Source organism: Pseudomonas sp. BYT-1 (assembly GCF_023611805.1).
In the GTDB taxonomy this organism is placed as follows: domain Bacteria; phylum Pseudomonadota; class Gammaproteobacteria; order Pseudomonadales; family Pseudomonadaceae; genus Aquipseudomonas; species Aquipseudomonas guariconensis.
Genome location: NZ_CP072559.1, coordinates 1,799,577 through 1,817,337, shown reverse-complemented (window position 1 = coordinate 1,817,337; position 17,761 = coordinate 1,799,577). Strand labels below are relative to the sequence as shown.

General features: G+C 62.2%; 16 protein-coding genes. 4 read left to right on the top strand and 12 right to left on the bottom strand.

Translation table 11 applies throughout. The features are described 5' to 3' along the window. Positions 1-16: 16 nt before the first annotated feature. From J5X93_RS08255 to J5X93_RS08220, 8 genes are all read right to left on the bottom strand, one after another. Entirely contained in the window at positions 17-271 is a 255-nt protein-coding gene (locus J5X93_RS08255) for a YkgJ family cysteine cluster protein (protein WP_090345922.1), read from the bottom strand. A gap of 119 nt (positions 272-390) precedes the next feature. Then, positions 391-891 carry a hypothetical protein gene (locus J5X93_RS08250; RefSeq protein ID WP_043211452.1) on the bottom strand — a complete coding sequence of 167 codons (501 nt, stop codon included), beginning with the start codon at positions 889-891 and terminating at the stop codon, positions 391-393. 64 nt (positions 892-955) lie between these two features. Beyond that, on the bottom strand, positions 956-2,398 hold the full coding sequence (locus J5X93_RS08245; RefSeq protein WP_043211432.1) for an aminotransferase-like domain-containing protein: 1,443 nt from the start codon (positions 2,396-2,398) through the stop codon (positions 956-958). 196 nt (positions 2,399-2,594) lie between these two features. Further along, positions 2,595-3,404, bottom strand: a complete 810-nt coding sequence (locus tag J5X93_RS08240) for an OmpA family protein (RefSeq protein WP_043211433.1) — start codon at positions 3,402-3,404, stop codon at positions 2,595-2,597. Next, entirely contained in the window at positions 3,401-3,754 is a 354-nt protein-coding gene (locus J5X93_RS08235) for a DUF4398 domain-containing protein (RefSeq protein ID WP_043211434.1), read from the bottom strand. The genes J5X93_RS08240 and J5X93_RS08235 overlap by 4 nt, the downstream gene beginning before the upstream one ends. Positions 3,755-3,761: 7 nt before the next feature. Next, complete coding sequence (locus tag J5X93_RS08230) at positions 3,762-4,583, bottom strand: substrate-binding periplasmic protein (protein WP_043211436.1); 822 nt, start codon at positions 4,581-4,583, stop codon at positions 3,762-3,764. A 78-nt stretch (positions 4,584-4,661) separates the two neighbouring features. Next, entirely contained in the window at positions 4,662-5,591 is a 930-nt protein-coding gene (locus J5X93_RS08225; protein WP_182941417.1) for an electron transfer flavoprotein subunit alpha/FixB family protein, read from the bottom strand. After that, positions 5,592-6,341, bottom strand: a complete 750-nt coding sequence (locus J5X93_RS08220) for an electron transfer flavoprotein subunit beta/FixA family protein (protein WP_043211439.1) — start codon at positions 6,339-6,341, stop codon at positions 5,592-5,594. Positions 6,342-6,888: 547 nt separating this feature from the next. Here J5X93_RS08220 and J5X93_RS08215 point away from each other — a divergent pair. Further along, a complete protein-coding gene (locus tag J5X93_RS08215) occupies positions 6,889-8,553 on the top strand; it encodes an electron transfer flavoprotein-ubiquinone oxidoreductase (RefSeq protein WP_043211441.1) in 1,665 nt (554 codons plus the stop codon). A gap of 68 nt (positions 8,554-8,621) precedes the next feature. Here the strand turns inward: J5X93_RS08215 and J5X93_RS08210 are convergent, their stop codons facing one another. The 4 genes from J5X93_RS08210 to J5X93_RS08195 form a co-directional block, all read right to left on the bottom strand. Next, positions 8,622-10,286 carry a hypothetical protein gene (locus J5X93_RS08210; protein ID WP_182941419.1) on the bottom strand — a complete coding sequence of 555 codons (1,665 nt, stop codon included), beginning with the start codon at positions 10,284-10,286 and terminating at the stop codon, positions 8,622-8,624. 144 nt (positions 10,287-10,430) lie between these two features. Further along, positions 10,431-11,747, bottom strand: coding sequence for an MFS transporter (locus J5X93_RS08205; protein WP_052352466.1), 1,317 nt, complete (start codon positions 11,745-11,747; stop codon positions 10,431-10,433). A 66-nt stretch (positions 11,748-11,813) separates the two neighbouring features. Next, on the bottom strand, positions 11,814-12,296 hold the full coding sequence (locus J5X93_RS08200) for a histidine kinase (RefSeq protein WP_102081758.1): 483 nt from the start codon (positions 12,294-12,296) through the stop codon (positions 11,814-11,816). 212 nt (positions 12,297-12,508) lie between these two features. Beyond that, positions 12,509-12,985 (bottom strand): sigma-70 family RNA polymerase sigma factor, encoded by a 477-nt coding sequence (locus J5X93_RS08195; RefSeq protein ID WP_070574319.1) that lies wholly within the window; start codon positions 12,983-12,985, stop codon positions 12,509-12,511. A 216-nt stretch (positions 12,986-13,201) separates the two neighbouring features. Between J5X93_RS08195 and J5X93_RS08190 the strand changes: the two genes are divergently transcribed. From J5X93_RS08190 to J5X93_RS08180, 3 genes are read left to right on the top strand one after another with little or no spacing between them, the layout of a single operon-like run. Then, the gene (locus J5X93_RS08190; RefSeq protein ID WP_090345928.1) at positions 13,202-14,380 is read left to right on the top strand and encodes an efflux RND transporter periplasmic adaptor subunit; all 1,179 of its coding nucleotides are present in this window, start codon (positions 13,202-13,204) and stop codon (positions 14,378-14,380) included. After that, positions 14,381-16,345: a MacB family efflux pump subunit gene (locus tag J5X93_RS08185; protein WP_090345931.1), complete on the top strand. Its 1,965-nt coding sequence runs from the start codon at positions 14,381-14,383 to the stop codon at positions 16,343-16,345. Positions 16,346-16,348: 3 nt separating this feature from the next. Next, complete coding sequence (locus tag J5X93_RS08180) at positions 16,349-17,755, top strand: efflux transporter outer membrane subunit (RefSeq protein WP_182941421.1); 1,407 nt, start codon at positions 16,349-16,351, stop codon at positions 17,753-17,755. Positions 17,756-17,761 lie beyond the last annotated feature (6 nt).

Genomic DNA, 17,761 nt, shown 5'->3' with positions numbered 1-17,761 from the left:
TCGAAGATCCAACCTGTTACGCCGCCGTCATTTGCTCCAACCAGCCGAGAATCCTGATCGCCTCGTCGCGATCATTGCCGCACACCTCCACGTCCGCCTTGAACCCACCACACACCGCCGGCCGCTCAGCCTTGCCGAACAACTCACAGAGGTTGTCAGTGGTCAGGTGCAGGCACCGCTCGCCAGCTGGCTTGCCCTGGGGCATGCGCGGCATCGGCGAGCTGATGGATGGGGCAATGCAGCATGCGCCGCAGCCCTCTCGGCATTTCATGAAACAGGACTCCCACGAGCAAAACGGGACGAATGTCCCTGGATAGTAACCGCTCAAACATATGTTTGAAATTGCGGATCGGATGAAATCTGCCGTGACCCGGCAGTCAGTTGGAACACCTACTGACGAAACTCGAAATCGATAGCAGCGCCCTCCACATCATGACGACTGTCGTTGCGCAGCTGTAACTGCATTTCGTTGTTGATCAGGCGCCCATTGAGTTGGAAGGGACTGTCATCGCTGACTGGCTTTTGCGGAAACATGGACGGCAGCAAAGGCTTGCGCCGCATCACCGGATCACCCACCTCTGGCTTGAGTTCTTCCACCATCGCGGCAGGCAAACTCAGGTCTAGCTTTGGCTTGGGCAACGGCTTGGCGACCGCCTTGGTCAAAGGTTTTTTGCGCACTACCTTGCCGGACGGCTTGGCCTTGCCCCTGCCCGGCGTCTTGCTCGCGACTTGGCCGGCCTTGTTCGCCGCCTGCTTGCGTACCGGCTTGGCCGCCGCCTTGGTTTGCGTCGCAGACGCTTTGGCCGCCGGCTGCGTGGCGTGTGCCATAGCAGCGGACAGGCACAACGGCGCCAGGCAAAGGAGTAGGACAAAAGAGCGAAGCGCTTTCATGGACATCAGGAGCGTGCTGGAAAAGTGTGCGTATGCTCTCTGTTCCGAACGCCACTGACAAGATTTACAACAGTGATCCTGTCGACGATTTGCATAACTGATGAGCCAGCAGACCCAGCGTGATCACTGCACGCTCGGCCTCCTTGTTCCATGGAATGCCGCAGTTGAGCCGAATGCAATGGTTGAACTGCTCGGTGTTGCTGAAGATAAGCCCCGGCGCGATGCTGATGCCTTGCTCCAACGCCCGCACATGCAGATCTTGGGTGTTGACCCTCCCAGGCAGGCTCACCCAGAGAATGAATCCTCCCGTAGGCCGGGTCATCTGCGTACCTTCAGGAAAATGCTGCTGCACGGCCAACTGATAGGCGCTGAGGTTCTTGCGGTACTCCTGGCGGATGTACCGCAGGTGGCGGTCATATCCGCCGTTTTCCAGATAGGCGGCCACACCCATCTGGGTGACGCTGCACGCCGAATGGGTGGTGAAGGTCTGCAGGCGCTGGATCTCGTCCTGGTAACGACCGGCGATCATCCAACCTACCCGCACTCCAGGCGAAAGGGTCTTGGAAAAGCTTGAGCAGTAGATGACCCGATCCAGACGATCGAATGCCTTGAGCGCCTTGGTCCGGCCTTGCTCGAACATCAGTTCGCCATAGATGTCGTCCTCGACGATCTGGATATCGAAGTCCGAGGCCAGACGCAACAGCTGCTTTTGCCGATCCTCAGGGATCGTACCCCCCAAGGGATTGCTCAGACGCGGGGTCAACACCAGGGCCTTGATTGACCATTGGTTGGCAGCCAACTGCAAGGCCTCAAGACTGATGCCGGTCGACGGGTCACTCGGAATCTCGATGACCTTGAGCCCCAACAAGTCGGCCAATTGCAGCAATCCATAATAGGTGGGCGACTCCGCAGCGATCAGGTCGCCTGGGCGAGTCAGTACCCGCAACGACATTTGCAGGGCATCGACGCAACCATGGGTCACCACCACCTCACGCGGATCGACCAGCACCCCGGCGTCACGCATACGAATGGCTATCTGCCGGCGCAGTGGCTCGAAGCCAGGACTGAACATGTAACTGAAGGCGCGCGGGCTGTGAAAGCGCGTCACTTTGGCCAATTGCTGATGCAGAGCCCGCACCGGCAAATAGTCAACGTGCGGGACTGCCGCACCAAAGGGGAAAACTCCGTCTCGTCGCGCCTCGGTCAGCACCTGTTGGATGATGCTCGCACGAGTGACCAGGCCCGGCCGCTCGACCCGGGCGATATCAGGGGTCTGTGCGGTGAGTGCCGGGGTCTGGTGCACGTAGTAGCCGGACTGCGGCCGCGCGCGGATCAGGCCTTGATCCTCCAGATTGGCATAGGCCTGCAGCACCGTGGCATGACTGACGTTGAGCTGGGCGCTCATCTTGCGCACGGAGGGCACACGCTCACCAGGCTGGTAGACACCTCGGCGGATGTCATCGGCCAGTTGCTGGGCAATGCGCTGGTACAACAGCAGGTTGGTCATGGCGGCTCTCGAAACGCGGACGGGTTCGTTGTTCTTGTGCGACTCAAAGCCGAGTCAGAATACCGTAACAGTTACGAAGTGTACTGGGACAGATTGGAGAATAGTCAACAATACAGTGAGGTAACAATCACAGAATCAACAAACCCGCCCGTTACCGACGAACGAGATAGCCAAAAACCTACAAGAACGCCCGGCTTCAACGCGCTGGCGCGAGCTTGCCCTTGTCGTCGGAAAAGACGATTTCGACCCGACGGTTCTGCGCCCTGCCCCGCTCGGACGCATTGGCGTCGATCGGATACTGGTCGCCATAGCCTTCGACCTGTATGCGTTTTTCGTCTACACCCAGGTCGATCAACATATCAGCCACGGCCTGGGCACGATCCCGCGATAGTGCGAGGTTATCCTCGGGCAGTCCGGTACTGTCGGTATACCCTTCGACCCGCACCACACGACGAGGATTGAGCTGCAGGAACTGGACGAGCTTGAGCACCGTGCGGCTGGCAGAGGTCTTGAGCTCGGCGCGACCAGTGTCGAACAGCACATCGCCCAACGTCATCACCAAGCCACGATCGCTTTGCTCGGAGGCCATGGCCGCAATCTGCGCTTCGACCCACTTACCCTGCTGTTGGACGCTGGCCAATTTGGCTTCGCGCAGACCCAGCTGCAAGCGCTGGCGCTCCAGGTCGAGCTTGGCCAGACGCTCTTGATTGAGGGCCAACTTGGCATGCTCGGCCGCGATCTCGCTGTAGCGCTTGCTCAAATAGGCGTAGTGACGCACGTCGGACCCGGTGCCGATGTAGCTCGAGAGACGCTCGGCACGCGCCAGGGATTCACCAGCACGAATCACATCGCGCGGCGCGCTGCGCAGCACATCGGCGTCATCCTTGACCTTTTGGAAGGCGACCGCCGCTTCATCGAGCGCCGACTCGCTGCGCTGGCTCGCGCAACCCTGCAACCCGACCAGCGCCATCAGCGCCAGTGCAGCCATTGATTGGCGACGCATCATGGCTGGACCTCCAGTTGCTTGCGAAGGCGCTTGACCCGCGCCTGCACGACCTGAAGCTGCTCTTCGCTCTTCTGGGTCAACACCCGAGCCTCGGCCAGGCGCGCATCCAGCTCGGCCTGCTCGGCGCGCATGCGCGCGTCACGGTAATCCTCGGTGGCCATGTTGGTCTTGGCTCTCGCCAGTTTGTCTTCGGCCAGTTTCAATTCCGCCACCTGCTCGGTGGCACCGACGGCCTTGGCCTGCTCCAGGGCCTGCTCGGACAGACGCATCTGCTCGTTGGGCGCAGGATCGTTGGCACAGCCAGCCAGGCCGAGCATGGCCAAGGCAAGGATCAGTGGTTGGGTTCTCATTGCATTCCTACTGTTTAGGGGCATCCAGCGGCGCCTGCATCTGCGCCTTCCAGCGCTCGACATTGCGCTGCAGCACAGCCTGGGACACCCCGGAGATCGGCAATTCTGTCAGTTTTTTTGCCAGTTGTCCGCGCAGCCAGGCGTCATTGCAGGCCGAGTTGTGCGACACAGCGAGGTACAGGCCTGGGCGGTCCACCGGCAAGCCTCGGGCGATCAAGTCATTGCCCATCCCCAGACTCTGGACCATGCCCATGCCCGAATAGCGCCCGGCCAGCACATAATCGACCTGGCCCAGTACCAGTTTCTGGAAGGCCTGAGTCAGGTTCTGCGCAGGGGCCAGCTTGAGCTGGGCCTTGGCGAAGGCTTCGAAAGCCGGAGTCAGGCGAGCCCGCTCGGAAATACTGCCTTGGTACTGGGCAAGGTCCGCCGGCCCGTCGAAGACCAACGTGGCGTCATGACGAGTCCAGACAAGGTACTCGTTGAGCTGCAACGGCGGATGGATGTAGTCCAGGGCGGTCAACTGTTCGACCTGCATGGGCGTATCGATCAACAGGTCCATACGCCCGCTGCGCACCTCCTCCAGCGCCTGGTCGCGCTTGCCGGCGTGCAGCACTTCGACCGACACCCCAAGCTCGGCGGCGACCTGACGCAGCAGGTCGACATTGGCACCGATCAGATGCCGAGGATCTTTCGGATCCTGCCAGGAATACGGCGGAGCATCCGGGCTGCCAGTCGCCACCAGGCGTTCGCACTTGCCTGCTGCCATTGTCCATGGCGCCGACAACGCCGCCATGCAGGCCAGCACCCTGCCCGCTTTGCGAAACTCCATGCCCTACTCCTTGCAGCCAGAAAAAAGCCCGGCCCTCGTTTCGGAGGGCCGGGCTTCTTTATAAGTGAAGCCGCCGGATCAGACCAGCTTTTCCAGCTCTGGAACCGCCTCGAACAGGTCGGCGACCAGGCCGTAGTCGGCGACCTGGAAGATCGGTGCTTCTTCGTCCTTGTTGATCGCAACGATCACCTTGGAGTCCTTCATGCCCGCCAGGTGCTGGATCGCGCCCGAGATACCGACGGCGATGTACAGCTGCGGCGCAACGATCTTGCCGGTCTGGCCGACCTGCATGTCGTTGGGCACGAAGCCTGCGTCGACCGCGGCACGCGAGGCACCGACAGCAGCGCCGAGCTTGTCGGCCAGGGCGTACAGATGCTTGAAGTTGTCACCGTTGCCCATGCCGCGACCGCCGGAAACGACGATCTTGGCAGCGGTCAGCTCAGGACGGTCGGACTTGGCCAGCTCTTCACCAACGAAAGCAGACTTGCCAGCGTCGTGCACGGCACCAACGGCCTCGACAGCAGCCGAACCACCCTCGGCGGCCACGGCGTCGAAGCCGGTGGTACGCACGGTGATGACCTTGACCGCAGCGCTGGACTGCACGGTAGCAATGGCGTTACCGGCATAGATCGGGCGCTTGAAGGTGTCGGCAGACTCGACCGAGATGATCTCGGAGATCTGGTCGACGTCCAGCAGCGCGGCGACGCGTGGCAGGATGTTCTTGCCATTGGTGGTGGCCGGAGCCAGCACGTGGCTGTAGCCCTTGCCCAACTCGGCGATCAGCGGCGCTACGTTTTCCGGCAGCGCGTGAGCGTAGGCGGCATTGTCAGCGATCAGTACCTTGGCAACGCCAGCGATCTTGGCGGCAGCTTCAGCGACACCACCGACGTTCTGGCCTGCGACCAGCACATGGATATCCCCACCGATCTTGGCGGCAGCGGCAACAGTGTTCAGGGTAGCCGGGGCAACGGCACCGTTTTCGTGTTCAGCGACAACCAGGATAGTCATTTAGATTACCTTCGCCTCGTTCTTCAGTTTCTCGACCAGTTCAGCCACCGACTTGACCTTGATACCCGCGCTGCGAGCAGCCGGGGCTTCGACTTTCAGGGTCTTGGTGGTGGAAGCGGTGGAGACGCCCAGCGCGTCTGGAGTGACAGTCTCCAGCGGCTTCTTCTTGGCTTTCATGATGTTCGGCAGCGACGCATAGCGTGGCTCGTTCAGACGCAGGTCGGTGGTGACGATCGCCGGCAGGTTCAGCGCGACGGTCTGCAGGCCGCCATCGATTTCACGGGTGACGTTGAGCTTGTCGCCAGCCACTTCGACCTTGGAGGCGAAGGTGCCTTGGGCGTAGCCGGTCAGCGCAGCCAGCATCTGGCCGGTCTGGTTGTTGTCACTGTCGATGGCTTGCTTGCCAAGGATGACCAACTGTGGCTGCTCTTTATCGACAATGGCCTTGAGCGCCTTGGCCACGGCCAGGGAGTTGAGCTCTTCGGCGGTCTCGACCAGGATGGCGCGATCGGCACCCAGCGCCAGGGCGGTACGCAGCTGCTCCTGAGCAGCGGTCGGACCGACGGCAACGGCGACGATCTCGGTCGCAACGCCCTTTTCCTTCAGGCGTACGGCTTCTTCCACGGCGATTTCGCAGAAGGGGTTCATGGACATCTTGACGTTTGCAAGGTCGACGCCGGAGTTGTCCGCCTTGACGCGAACCTTGACGTTGTAGTCGACCACTCGTTTGACAGCTACAAGAACCTTCATGGATTCCTCGTTACTCTCCGGTGAAAAGAATGTCGCCTGGGGCATGCCCGGCGATTGCGCGTGGGTACAAGGGCACCTCTAAAAACGTTCCTGACTGCGGGGAATTTCCTGTGACCGAACAGTCCTGTTTCGACTTCGCCGGCAAAACCGACGGGTCATTTTCTGTCGTGGCGTGTAGACTCCACTACAAAACCGGATTCGGCCCGAAAACCCTGCTCCATGCCTGGTCTTTAGGGGTACACCTGCGCCCGGCGGTCAGCCTACGGCGAGCGTAAAACCGCTCGTATCTTGACCGTAACACCTAATCCGGTCAATACGGCAAATCGGCCAGCCTCCAGCCGCGTTCCAGTGATTTTACTGGGCTCCGGCAAATTCAAACAAACGTTTGTATTGGACCCGCCAAGTGGTGTAGATATAATGCGCGGCCAAGACAAAGCGGTGTAGTCCGTCATCCACGAAGCTACAGCTTACACAGTCGTGCATGGCCCTCCATCACCCAAAAAGACAAGACAAGCAACAGCGATGAGCCTTGAGTAGGAGAGAACCAGTGGAACGCGAATACATGGAATTCGACGTGGTCATCGTCGGCGCAGGCCCGGCGGGCCTGTCCGCCGCCTGCCGCCTGAAGCAGAAGGCCGCCGAAGCCGGTAACGAGATCAGCGTCTGCGTGGTCGAGAAAGGCTCGGAAGTCGGTGCCCACATCCTCTCCGGCGCGGTGTTCGAGCCACGTGCTCTGAACGAACTGTTCCCCGACTGGAAAGAACTCGGTGCTCCGCTGAACACCGAAGTCAAGCGCGACGACATCTATGTACTCAAGGATGCGAGCAGCTCGACCAAGGTCCCTGACCTGTTCGTGCCAAAGACCATGCATAACCAGGGTAACTACATTATCTCCCTGGGCAATCTGTGCCGCTGGCTGGCCCAACAAGCCGAGAACCTGGGCGTGGAAATTTACCCAGGCTTCGCCGCCCAGGAAGCGCTGTTCGATGAGAACGGCGTGGTCCGCGGGATCATCACGGGCGACCTGGGGGTCGACCGCGAAGGCAACCCTAAAGACGGCCTGTACACGCCAGGCATGGAACTGCGCGCCAAGTACACGTTGTTCGCCGAAGGCTGCCGTGGTCATATCGGCAAACAGTTGATCAAGCGCTTCAACCTCGACAGCGAGTCCGACGTCCAGCACTACGGCATTGGCCTCAAGGAAATCTGGGAAATCGATCCGGCCAAGCACGAGCAAGGCCTGGTGGTGCACACCGCCGGCTGGCCGCTGGACGTAGTGAGCGCCGAGAACACCGGCGGCTCCTTCCTTTATCATCTGGAGAACAATCAGGTGGTGGTCGGCCTGATCGTCGACCTCTCCTATGCCAACCCCTACCTGTCGCCATTCGATGAGTTCCAGCGCCTGAAGCACCACCCGGTGATGAGCCAGTACCTCGAAGGCGGCAAGCGCATCAGCTACGGTGCCCGCGCCATCTGCAAGGGCGGCCTGAACTCGCTGCCGAAGATGGTCTTCAACGGCGGCGCACTGATCGGTTGCGACCTGGGCACCCTGAACTTCTCCAAGATCAAAGGCAGCCACACCGCCATGAAGTCCGGCATGCTCGCCGCCGACGCCGTGGCCGAAGCTCTGTTCGCCGGTCGCGAAGGTGGCGACACCCTCGACAACTATGTCAGCGCCTTCAAAGCCAGCTGGCTGTATGAGGAGCTGTTCGCCAGCCGCAACTTCGGCCCTGCGCTGCACAAGTTCGGCCCCTTGCTCGGTGGTGCGTTCAACTACATCGACCAGAACTGGTTCGGCGGCAAGCTGCCGTTCACCCTGCACGACACCAAGCCAGACTACGCCTGCCTCAAGCTGGCGGCCGATTCGCAGAAGATCGACTACCCCAAACCCGACGGCAAGCTCAGCTTCGACAAGCTGAGTTCGGTGTTCCTCTCCAGCACCAACCATGAAGAGGAACAGCCCTGCCACCTGAAACTGGCCGATGCCAGCGTACCGATCGCCAGCAACCTGCCGCTGTATGACGAACCTGCCCAGCGCTACTGCCCGGCCGGCGTGTACGAAGTGGTTACCCAGGAAGACGGCAGCAAGCGCTTCCAGATCAACGCGCAGAACTGTGTGCATTGCAAGACCTGCGACATCAAGGACCCGGCCCAGAACATCACCTGGGTCACTCCAGAAGGCGCAGGCGGGCCGAATTACCCGAACATGTAACATCGCCCCGCATGAAAAAAGCCCCCAAGGCCAGGCCTTGGGGGCTTTTTCGTTTGGGTTGCAGGCCATCACATCGCCGGGGTTTGCGTCCTGTATCGGATCTGCGTACTGCTCGTATCCAGCCCAAGTTGGGCCAGCCGTTCGCGCACATGTGCCAGACATGTGCCGCCATCGGGCAGGTAATGCCCGGACGCGTCGTTGATCATCCCCAAAAGATCCTGCACAGCCATGTGGGTCGCAACACGAGTGATGGTGAGCTCTCCGGCGCACACCACTGGATTGCCGGAGCCGAGTTGGCTATGACGGATATAGCTGCTGCGGGACGCGGTCTTGTCCCAACGCCGGATGATGATGCTTCCCTGTGGGGTGTAGACCCACGTGTAAGAATCGATTGCGGTATTGGGCTCAAGATAGACCGGTTTCTTGTCTTTGAGATCGTAGGCCAGAAGCCTGCCCTGATACTCGCCAATCAACTGGCACACCCCCGTGAGCGTTTCCGGTTCATACGAACGCCAATTCAGCCAATCGGACAGCAGTGGCCCCCAATTGACCGGATAGGTGCACCCGGCAAAGTCCAACGGCGTCTGACCGCCCTCCTCACGCCAGTCCAGCCAATTGATCGTACCCGTCCAGTTTGCGCCTGACGTTGGCAACAGCCATGGACTGTCGGACCCGAGCACACGGTTGCTCATGTGGTCATTGACCACCAGATCCAGCGCGTTCATACGCCATGCTGGACCGTAGCCGTCGCCGCTTACCTGATACAGCTCCACGCTGACGAGTTCGTCGGCAAAGATGGTGCGCCCTTGGAACATACTGGCCAGATCCACCTCGGCAGCCAGCGCCGAGCCTCGTTCGAAATTCCTGGCCAGAAGCTGCTGATGACGGCTGCCATTGATCGAGAAGTAGACGCTGTCCGAAGTCCCGGCGCTGTAGTCGTCGCAGACCTGCACATGCAGGACCAGCTTCTCGACCTGCATGCCCGACGCCTTGTTACGCGGTCGTTTCACCTGCCAACGCACAGATGGCAACCCCGGGTCCTGAGGCTGAAGCCAGACCTCGCCATGCGCCGGGTCTGCGCACAGCGCCTGCGCCTGAGGGCCAAACACAAGCACCCCTTCGGGAGAAAGATGCCATTTTTCAAGCCCTTGGGCGGGCGGCAGACAACGTACTCCCAGGCCAAGGACTTGACCGGTGGCGACGCTGCTCAGTTTTCCGTCCTTGAACATCCATTGCATGGCCAGGGTCTCCGGCCCCGAATCAATGCGCACGCCCTTTTCATCGGCCATCAGCAAAGCATGGTCATGGCCCAGGCAAAAAGGGATACCCACTGGCAATCCCTCGATTTCGGACTCGCGGCCGTCCTTGCCATCCAGCGAATCAAGTTCCAGGTGCGAGATTTCCACCTCATGGCCATTGGCATCGATCAGACGCAGTGCAACGCCACTGGCCGCCTCCTGGATATCAGCGATATGCCGGAACCCTTGCAGAGGTCGGCCCCCCGTGAGCCGCTGGCCATCCCCATAGACCACCAGCCAGGCCTGCTCATGGTGTACCCGGTCATCAAAGACGCAGGCTTTGCTGTTTCCCCAGCGTATGACGGGCGTACTCATCACAGGGGCATGACCGGGATCAGCCTCTGGCGTGTCGCGCGCCACACCGGAGAACAACATGTCCTGGGGGATTTCCGGCAGTTGCTCGCGCGTCTGCCACTTCACGTTAAAGCCATACATCGGCAGCCTCCAAATCCGGTAGATGCGGGTGCTTGAATCAAGCACCGAGCAATCTACGCAGAGGCTCCACCACCGACAGTCAGTGCCGTTCCCCTTACCTTGCGTGAACCCAAGCTCGCGCACCGTAGGACACGCACTGCACCTTCAGAGGGGCGAGGTAGCCGAGCACGACGTCGCGCACGCCACTCCACGACCGCGGAAGTAGGCCGCCGTCATGAAACCGACAAGCCCCATGATCAGGCAGAACCCGACGCACACCCAGGGGCTCCATGGCATCAATGCAATCAACGCCAGCGGCGTGGTGCTGGCCCATAAGGCATAGGCGATGTTGTAGGTGAAGGAAATACCCGACACTCGGATCTGCGCCGGGAACAACCCGACCATCACTGATGGCACCACCCCTACCACACCGCAGGACAACCCTGCCAAGGCATAGGCCAGCCACGTCCAGCCAAACTGCCCCACCAGACTTGCGTACAACGCTCCGATGCCCACAGGCAACAGCAGGCTGTAGATCATCAAGGCGCGCCAGGCACCGATGCGGTCGACCAGCAAGCCGGCCAGCACGCAACCCATGTTGAGAAAGACAATTCCCACGCTGCTCAGGGCGAAGGTGTGGCCCGCTGCGATGCCGAAGCGCTGCTGCATCACGGTAGGGGTGATCACCACCAGCACCACCACTGCCGACGTCAGCACGCAAGTCAGCAAGGCCGCCGGAATCAGTGCATGACGATGCGTGCCCAGCACGCTACGCAGCGGGAAGGCCACTGGCTGTTCCTGGCGTTCGCGCAGGGCCAGGAACACCGGCGTTTCACTCAACCAGCGGCGCAACCAGACGCCGACGACACCAAACACACCGCCCAACAGGAAGGGATAACGCCAGGCGTAGTCGAGAATCTCCTGCGGACTGTAAAGCTTCGCCAACAAGGTCGCGGTCAAGGCGCCCAGCAGGTAGCCGAAGGTCAGTCCGGCTTGCAGAAAGCCCAGGGCATAGCCGCGTCGGCCCACAGGCGCATGTTCGGCAACGAAGGTCCAGGCGCTCGGCACCTCGCCACCCACCGCAGCGCCTTGGAGGATACGCAACGCCAGCAAGATCAGCGGCGCGGCATAGCCGATATCGGCATAGGTCGGCATCAGGCCGATCAGCAGGCACGGCAGGGCCATCATCAGGATGCTCAGGCTGAACACCCGCTTGCGCCCCAGGTGGTCGGCGAAGTGCGCCATCAGGATGCCGCCCAGGGGCCTGGCCAGGTACCCGGTGACGAAAATTCCGAAACTCTGCAGCAGCCGCAACCACTCAGGCATTTCAGGCGGGAAAAACAGCTGGCTGAGGGTCAGGGCGAAGAACACGAAGATAATGAAATCGTAGATTTCCAACGCGCCGCCCAACGCCGCCAGGCCCAGGGTCCGGTGATCGCCGCGGCTGAACCGGGGTGCACGGGCGGTATCGATGACAGTCATGGCATGGTTCCGCAAATCGGCAAAGGGCAAGAGGATAGCAAATGCCACCCCCTTGCCCCACCTGACTCAGCTCGAACGGCTGAACACTGTGTGGCCGAAGTTTCGGTGCCGGATCGGATTGCCCTTGCCCGCCAGGCTCGCCGGCAGCGGCAACTGCCCTACCACCAAAGGCAGGTCGATGATCGCCATGAACGATTGCAGCGCCTCGTCATCCGGTACGCGCGGCAGGCTGATGTTCACCGCCTGGCGCTGGGCCTGAGGCACTGCGGGCACCTTCAGGTGCTGAGAATGGTAGAGCAAGGCATGCTGGATCTGGGTGCTGACCTGGCAAAAGCGCGCCAGGTCGACGCCGGCGTGGCTGGCCAGCTCGATGTTGCCGATCAATAGATTGAATGGCTGCAGCGCGCTCTGCACCAAACGCTGGAGGTCTTCGAAACTTTCCACCGGGGCGATGCGGTAGTAGCCCAGGCCATTGAGCATTTTTTCCAGCTGCAAACGTTGGCACGGATGCTCGTCGGCAATGAGGATGCGCATGGTCTTGTTTGCCATTGTCTGCACCTGGGCAACGAGGCGTTGAGGGAATATGCCCTGCCCCTACTGCGCCAGTACAGGCAACCACCACGACGGGGGCCCGGCCGGGGTCTTTCCTTGATAGTTGTCGGGAAAGCAGGAGAAATCAAGTCGCCAGCATGGGGAATTTTCATTTCCCATCAAGGGTGTAACGCGGCTGATACGGGTGTTTCAGGGATGTGTCGGCAACGTCAGGATTCCCACTCGCGCATGCGTACGCGGCAGTGTTTCATGGCATTGACAATATGCTTTTCCACCAGGCTGCGAGAAATCCCCAGGCGCTCGGCGATCTGCGGGTGAGACAGCCCTTCGAGTTTGCGCAGCAGGAAGCTGTCCCGGCAGGGTTTGCTCAGCTCATCAAGGGCGCGCTGCATCAATTCCAGGCGCTGGTCCATCTGCATGCTGTGGGACAACCCAGGCCCGTGCCAGCGCTCGTCGGTGTCCAGCACTTCCAGCGGCTCGGCCTGGCGCACCTGATGACGTCGGTGGCGATCGACCACCAGGTTCAGCGCAGTGCGGTACAAAAAAGCGCGCGGGTGTTCGATGCGCTGAGCGTCGGTGCGCTCCAGCACTCTCAGGTAGGCATCGTGGGCGACGTCCTCCGCCGCCTGACGGTTGCCCAGGCGCGCGGAAAGGAAACTCACCAGCTCACGATAGTAATGTTCCACGACGGTACCTGGCATTTCCTTGCTCGACACTTGCAATCGGAACACGGGACGAAGTGATATCAGCGCGACATATTACAAATTATAATTATTCTCAGCAACAACCCACCCCCACTTCTCGAATCGACTAAATCTCCCCGTTGTGGCTTCGTCTACCTGAGACCGCCCTGCGTGCCACGATTGGCCGCGTGTGACTTTCACCCCTGGCCGGAAGCCCGCATGAGACGCTTAATCCACACCCGCCGTCGGATCCTGCTCGGTGGCCTGGGCCTGCTTGGCCTGGGCGCCATCCTGGCCTGGAAGACCCTGCCCTTCGGCACCCTGCCGGTTAGCACCGTCCAGGTCGTGCGAGGCGATATCGAAAGCAGCGTCACGGCCTTGGGCACCTTGCAGCCCAGGCGTTATGTCGATGTGGGCGCCCAGGCCTCCGGGCAGATCCGCACGTTGCACGTGGAGGTGGGCGATGTGGTGCGCCAGGGTCAGTTGCTGGTCGAGATCGACCCGTCCACCCAGCAAGCCAAGCTCGATGCCGGTCGCTACTCCATCGAAAACCTCAAGGCCCAACTGGCCGAGCAACGCGCCCAGTACCAGCTGGCGACGCAACAGTACCAACGCCAACGTGATCTAGCCGCCGCAGGCGCCACCCGCGAGGAAGACCTGCAAACAGCCCAAGCCCAACTCAAAGTGACCCAGGCGCGCATCGACATGTACCAGGCGCAGATCCGCCAGGCTCAAGCCAGCCTGCGCAGCGACGAGGCCGAGTTGGGTTACACGCGCATCTATGCCCCCATGAGCGGCACCGTGGTCGCTGTGGATGCCCGGGAGGGCCAGACCCTCAACGCCCAGCAACAGACGCCGTTGATCCTGCGTATCGCCAAACTCTCGCCGATGACCGTCTGGGCCCAGGTATCGGAGGCCGACATCGGCAAGGTCCAGCCCGGCATGAGCGCCTACTTCACCACCCTGGCCGGCGGCAAGCGCCGCTGGAGCAGCCGCGTGCGGCAGATCCTGCCGATCCCGCCCAAGCCGTTGGACCAGGCCAGCCAGGGCGGCGGCAGCCCGGCCAGCGCCAGCGCCGGCACCACCGGCAACAAGGTGGTGCAGTACACCGTGCTGCTGGATGTCGACAACCCCGATGGCGCCCTGATGGCCGAAATGACCACCCAGGTGTTCTTCGTTGCCGGCCAGGCCAAGCAGGTGCTCACAGCCCCCCTGGCCGCTCTGGAGGACGCCGATGACGACGGCCTGTACTTGGCCCAAGTGCTCAATCGCGAGGGCAAGATCGAGCAGCGCCAAGTGCGAACGGGCCTGAGCGATCGTCTGCGCGTGCAGATCCTCGAAGGCCTGAGTGAAGGCGAACAACTGGTTATCGGCGCCCCGGCCGCCAGCGGAGGTTGAATGCCTGTCCCTCTGATCGAACTCACCGACATCCGCAAGGCCTATGGCGGCATCGACACACCGAAAGTCGAGGTGTTGCGCGGCATCAGCCTGACCATCCACCCCGGCGAGTTCGTCGCCATCGTCGGTGCCTCGGGCTCAGGCAAGTCGACGCTGATGAACATTCTCGGCTGCCTTGATCGTCCCAGCGCCGGCAGTTATCGCTTCGCCGGCAAGGACGTCGCCGACCTGGACAGCGATGAGCTGGCGTGGCTGCGTCGCGAGGCCTTTGGCTTCGTGTTCCAGGGCTATCACCTGATCCCCTCGGGCTCCGCCCAGGAAAACGTCGAGATGCCGGCCATCTATGCCGGAACGCCCGCCGCCGAACGCCACGCCAGAGCTCGTGCGCTGCTCGAACGCCTGGGGCTGGCCAGCCGCACCACCAACCGCCCGCACCAGCTCTCCGGCGGCCAGCAACAGCGGGTATCGATCGCCCGGGCACTGATGAACGGCGGACACATCATCCTCGCCGACGAGCCCACCGGCGCGCTGGACAGTCACAGCGGCGCCGAAGTCATGGCCCTGCTGGATGAGCTCGCCCACCAAGGCCACGTGATCATTTTGATCACCCACGACCGCGAAGTGGCGGCACGAGCTCATCGGGTCATCGAGATCCGTGATGGCCTGATGCTCAGCGACTCAGCCGACGAGCAACCTGCAACCGCTACGTACCCAGGCCTGCAAGCCGACGAGCTGCGCCAGCGTCTGGACCGCGGCGCCACCCTGCGCGGCGCCTGGAAAGGCGAGCTGCTCGAAGCCCTGCAGGCGGCCTGGCGGGTCATGTGGATCAACCGCTTCCGCACTGCCTTGACCTTGCTCGGCATCGTCATCGGCGTCGCCTCGGTGGTGGTGATGCTGGCCGTCGGCGAAGGCAGCAAGCGCCAGGTCATGGCACAAATGGCCGCGTTCGGCTCGAACATCCTCTACCTGTCCGGCAAAGCGGCGACACTGCGCGAACCTGCAGGCCTCATCACCCTCGATGATGTCGACGCGATCGCCGAACTGCCACAGGTCAAACGCGTCATGCCGGTGATCGGCGAAGAACTGATGGTGCGCTACGGCAACAACAGCCAGCAGTTCTATGTCGGTGGCAACAACACCTGGTTCCCGGAAGTCTTCAACTGGCCAGTGGTCGAAGGGGCCTTTTTCAGTGAGTCTGACGAGGCCAGTGGTGCTGCCGTGGCGGTGATCGGGCAGAAAGTGAAGGAGAAGATGCTCGGCAACCGGCGCGACCCGCTGGGCCAGTACCTGTTGATCGGCAACGTGCCGTTCCAGGTCGTGGGCATTCTGGCCGGCAAGGGTGCAAGCTCGGGGGACCAGGACAGCGACGAGCGCATCGTGGTGCCCTACTCCGCCGCCGCCATCCGCTTGTTCGGGCGCTATGAGCCCGAGTACATCGCCATTGCCGCTCTCGACTCATCCCAGGTCCACGCCACCGAGGCGGCCATCGACCACCTGCTGCGCCAGCGCCACCAAGGCAAGCGCGATTTCGAACTGACCAACGATGCAGCCTTGATCCAAGCCGAAGCCCGCACCCAGAACAGCCTGTCGCTGATGCTCGGCGCGATTGCCGCCATCTCCTTGCTGGTTGGCGGCATCGGCGTGATGAACATCATGCTCATGACCGTGCGCGAGCGCACCCGTGAGATCGGCATCCGCATGGCCACTGGGGCCCGTCAGCGCGACATCCTGCGTCAATTCCTCAGCGAAGCGGTGATGCTGTCGATGGTCGGCGGGGTCACCGGCATCGTACTGGCCCTGTGCATCGGCGCAGGCCTGATGCTGGCCGACATCGCCGTGGCCTTCGCTCTACCCGCCATGCTCGGTGCATTCGCCTGCGCCGTCGTCACCGGCGTGGTGTTCGGCTTCATGCCAGCCCGCAAGGCCGCTCGCCTCGATCCGGTCAAAGCCCTCACCAGCGTATAACTCATGACATTGCCCAGCCGCATCAGCCTGTTGACCCTGAGCCTCGCCCTTGCCGCGTGCAGCACACCGCCCAGTCCAGAGGCCGATATCACCGCGCCGGCGGCCTGGCAGGCGCAGCGCGAAGACGCCACCCGCCCTCTGCCCGATGCCATCTGGTGGAAGGCATTCGCCAGCCCCCAGCTGGACCAATTGATCGAGCGAGCCCTACGCAACAGCCATGACCTCGCCGCCGCCACCGCACGGGTGCGCCAGGCCCAGGCCCGCGCAGTGATCGCCGGCGCACCTTTGTTGCCAGAGCTGCAGTTCGGCCTGGATGCCAGCCGCCAGCGCCTGTTGCGCGGCGACGGCAACGACCAACTCGATGCCAGCAGCAGCGAGCGTACCAGCACCTCCTTCGGCACCCGCCTGAGCGCCAGCTACGAGATCGATTTCTGGGGAGGCCTGCGCGCTGCACGCGACAGCGCCTTGCATGGCCTGGACGCCAGTCGCTTCGACCGCCAGACGGTCGAGCTGACGCTGACCTGCGCGGTGGCCGACAGTTACCTGCAAGGCTTGGCACTGGAGGAACAACTGCGTATTGCCCGTCTGAACCTGGACAATGCGCGTGACGTGCTGGCGCTCGTACAAGCGCGGGAACGCTCAGGTTCGGCCACACGCCTGGAGTTGGCCCAGCAGCGCAGCCTGGTGGCCGCCCAGGAACGCCAGGTGCCGCTGTTTGAGCAGCGATGGCAAGACAGCCGCGTCACCTTGGCCACTCTGCTGGGCGAGCCGGTCCAGCACCTGCCCGCCAACCGTGGCACGATCGGCGCCTTGCAATGGCCGCGCATCGGCAGCGGCGTCCCCAGCGATCTGCTCGGCCGCCGCCCCGATATCGCCGCTGCCGAGGCACGCCTGGCGGCAGCCAGCGCCAACGTTCAGGTCGCCCGGACCGCGCTGTTGCCCAAGCTGACTTTGGGCGCCGACCTGGGCAGCGGCGCGCGCACCTTCGCCCAGATCCTGGACAGCCCCTATTACACCCTCACCAGCGGGCTGATCGCGCCGGTCTTCAACAACGGCCGCCTGCGTGCCGCCCGCGACCTGGCCACTGCCGAGCAGCAAGAACTGCTGGAAAACTACCGGACGAGCATTCTGGCGAGCTTTGCCGACGTGGAGAAGGCGCTCAATGCCATCCAGGGTGTGGACCACCAGCGCCAGTGGCAGGACGAGGAAGTGCGCCAGGCGCGCATCGCCTTCGATCTTGCCCAGCAACGCTATGCCGCCGGCGCAGAGACCCTGCTCAGCGTGCTGCAGACCCAGCGCACCCTATATGACGCGCAGGACCAGCAGGCGCAATTGCGCCTGGCCCGGCTACAGGGCAGCGTGGCGTTGTACAAGGCGTTGGGGGGTGGCTGGCAGGTGCCTTCGCGCTGAAGGGCA

Coding starts and splice junctions, on each gene's coding strand:
- J5X93_RS08245 (WP_043211432.1), bottom strand. CDS start 2,398: ATGACCAACCTGCTGTTGTACCAGCGCATTGCCCAGCAACTGGCCGAT.
- J5X93_RS08200 (WP_102081758.1), bottom strand. CDS start 12,296: ATGGCAAACAAGACCATGCGCATCCTCATTGCCGACGAGCATCCGTGC.
- J5X93_RS08235 (WP_043211434.1), bottom strand. CDS start 3,754: ATGAGAACCCAACCACTGATCCTTGCCTTGGCCATGCTCGGCCTGGCT.
- J5X93_RS08190 (WP_090345928.1), top strand. CDS start 13,202: ATGAGACGCTTAATCCACACCCGCCGTCGGATCCTGCTCGGTGGCCTG.
- J5X93_RS08185 (WP_090345931.1), top strand. CDS start 14,381: ATGCCTGTCCCTCTGATCGAACTCACCGACATCCGCAAGGCCTATGGC.
- J5X93_RS08205 (WP_052352466.1), bottom strand. CDS start 11,747: ATGACTGTCATCGATACCGCCCGTGCACCCCGGTTCAGCCGCGGCGAT.
- J5X93_RS08240 (WP_043211433.1), bottom strand. CDS start 3,404: ATGATGCGTCGCCAATCAATGGCTGCACTGGCGCTGATGGCGCTGGTC.
- J5X93_RS08255 (WP_090345922.1), bottom strand. CDS start 271: ATGAAATGCCGAGAGGGCTGCGGCGCATGCTGCATTGCCCCATCCATC.
- J5X93_RS08250 (WP_043211452.1), bottom strand. CDS start 891: ATGAAAGCGCTTCGCTCTTTTGTCCTACTCCTTTGCCTGGCGCCGTTG.
- J5X93_RS08225 (WP_182941417.1), bottom strand. CDS start 5,591: ATGACTATCCTGGTTGTCGCTGAACACGAAAACGGTGCCGTTGCCCCG.
- J5X93_RS08180 (WP_182941421.1), top strand. CDS start 16,349: ATGACATTGCCCAGCCGCATCAGCCTGTTGACCCTGAGCCTCGCCCTT.
- J5X93_RS08230 (WP_043211436.1), bottom strand. CDS start 4,583: ATGGAGTTTCGCAAAGCGGGCAGGGTGCTGGCCTGCATGGCGGCGTTG.
- J5X93_RS08210 (WP_182941419.1), bottom strand. CDS start 10,286: ATGTATGGCTTTAACGTGAAGTGGCAGACGCGCGAGCAACTGCCGGAA.
- J5X93_RS08220 (WP_043211439.1), bottom strand. CDS start 6,341: ATGAAGGTTCTTGTAGCTGTCAAACGAGTGGTCGACTACAACGTCAAG.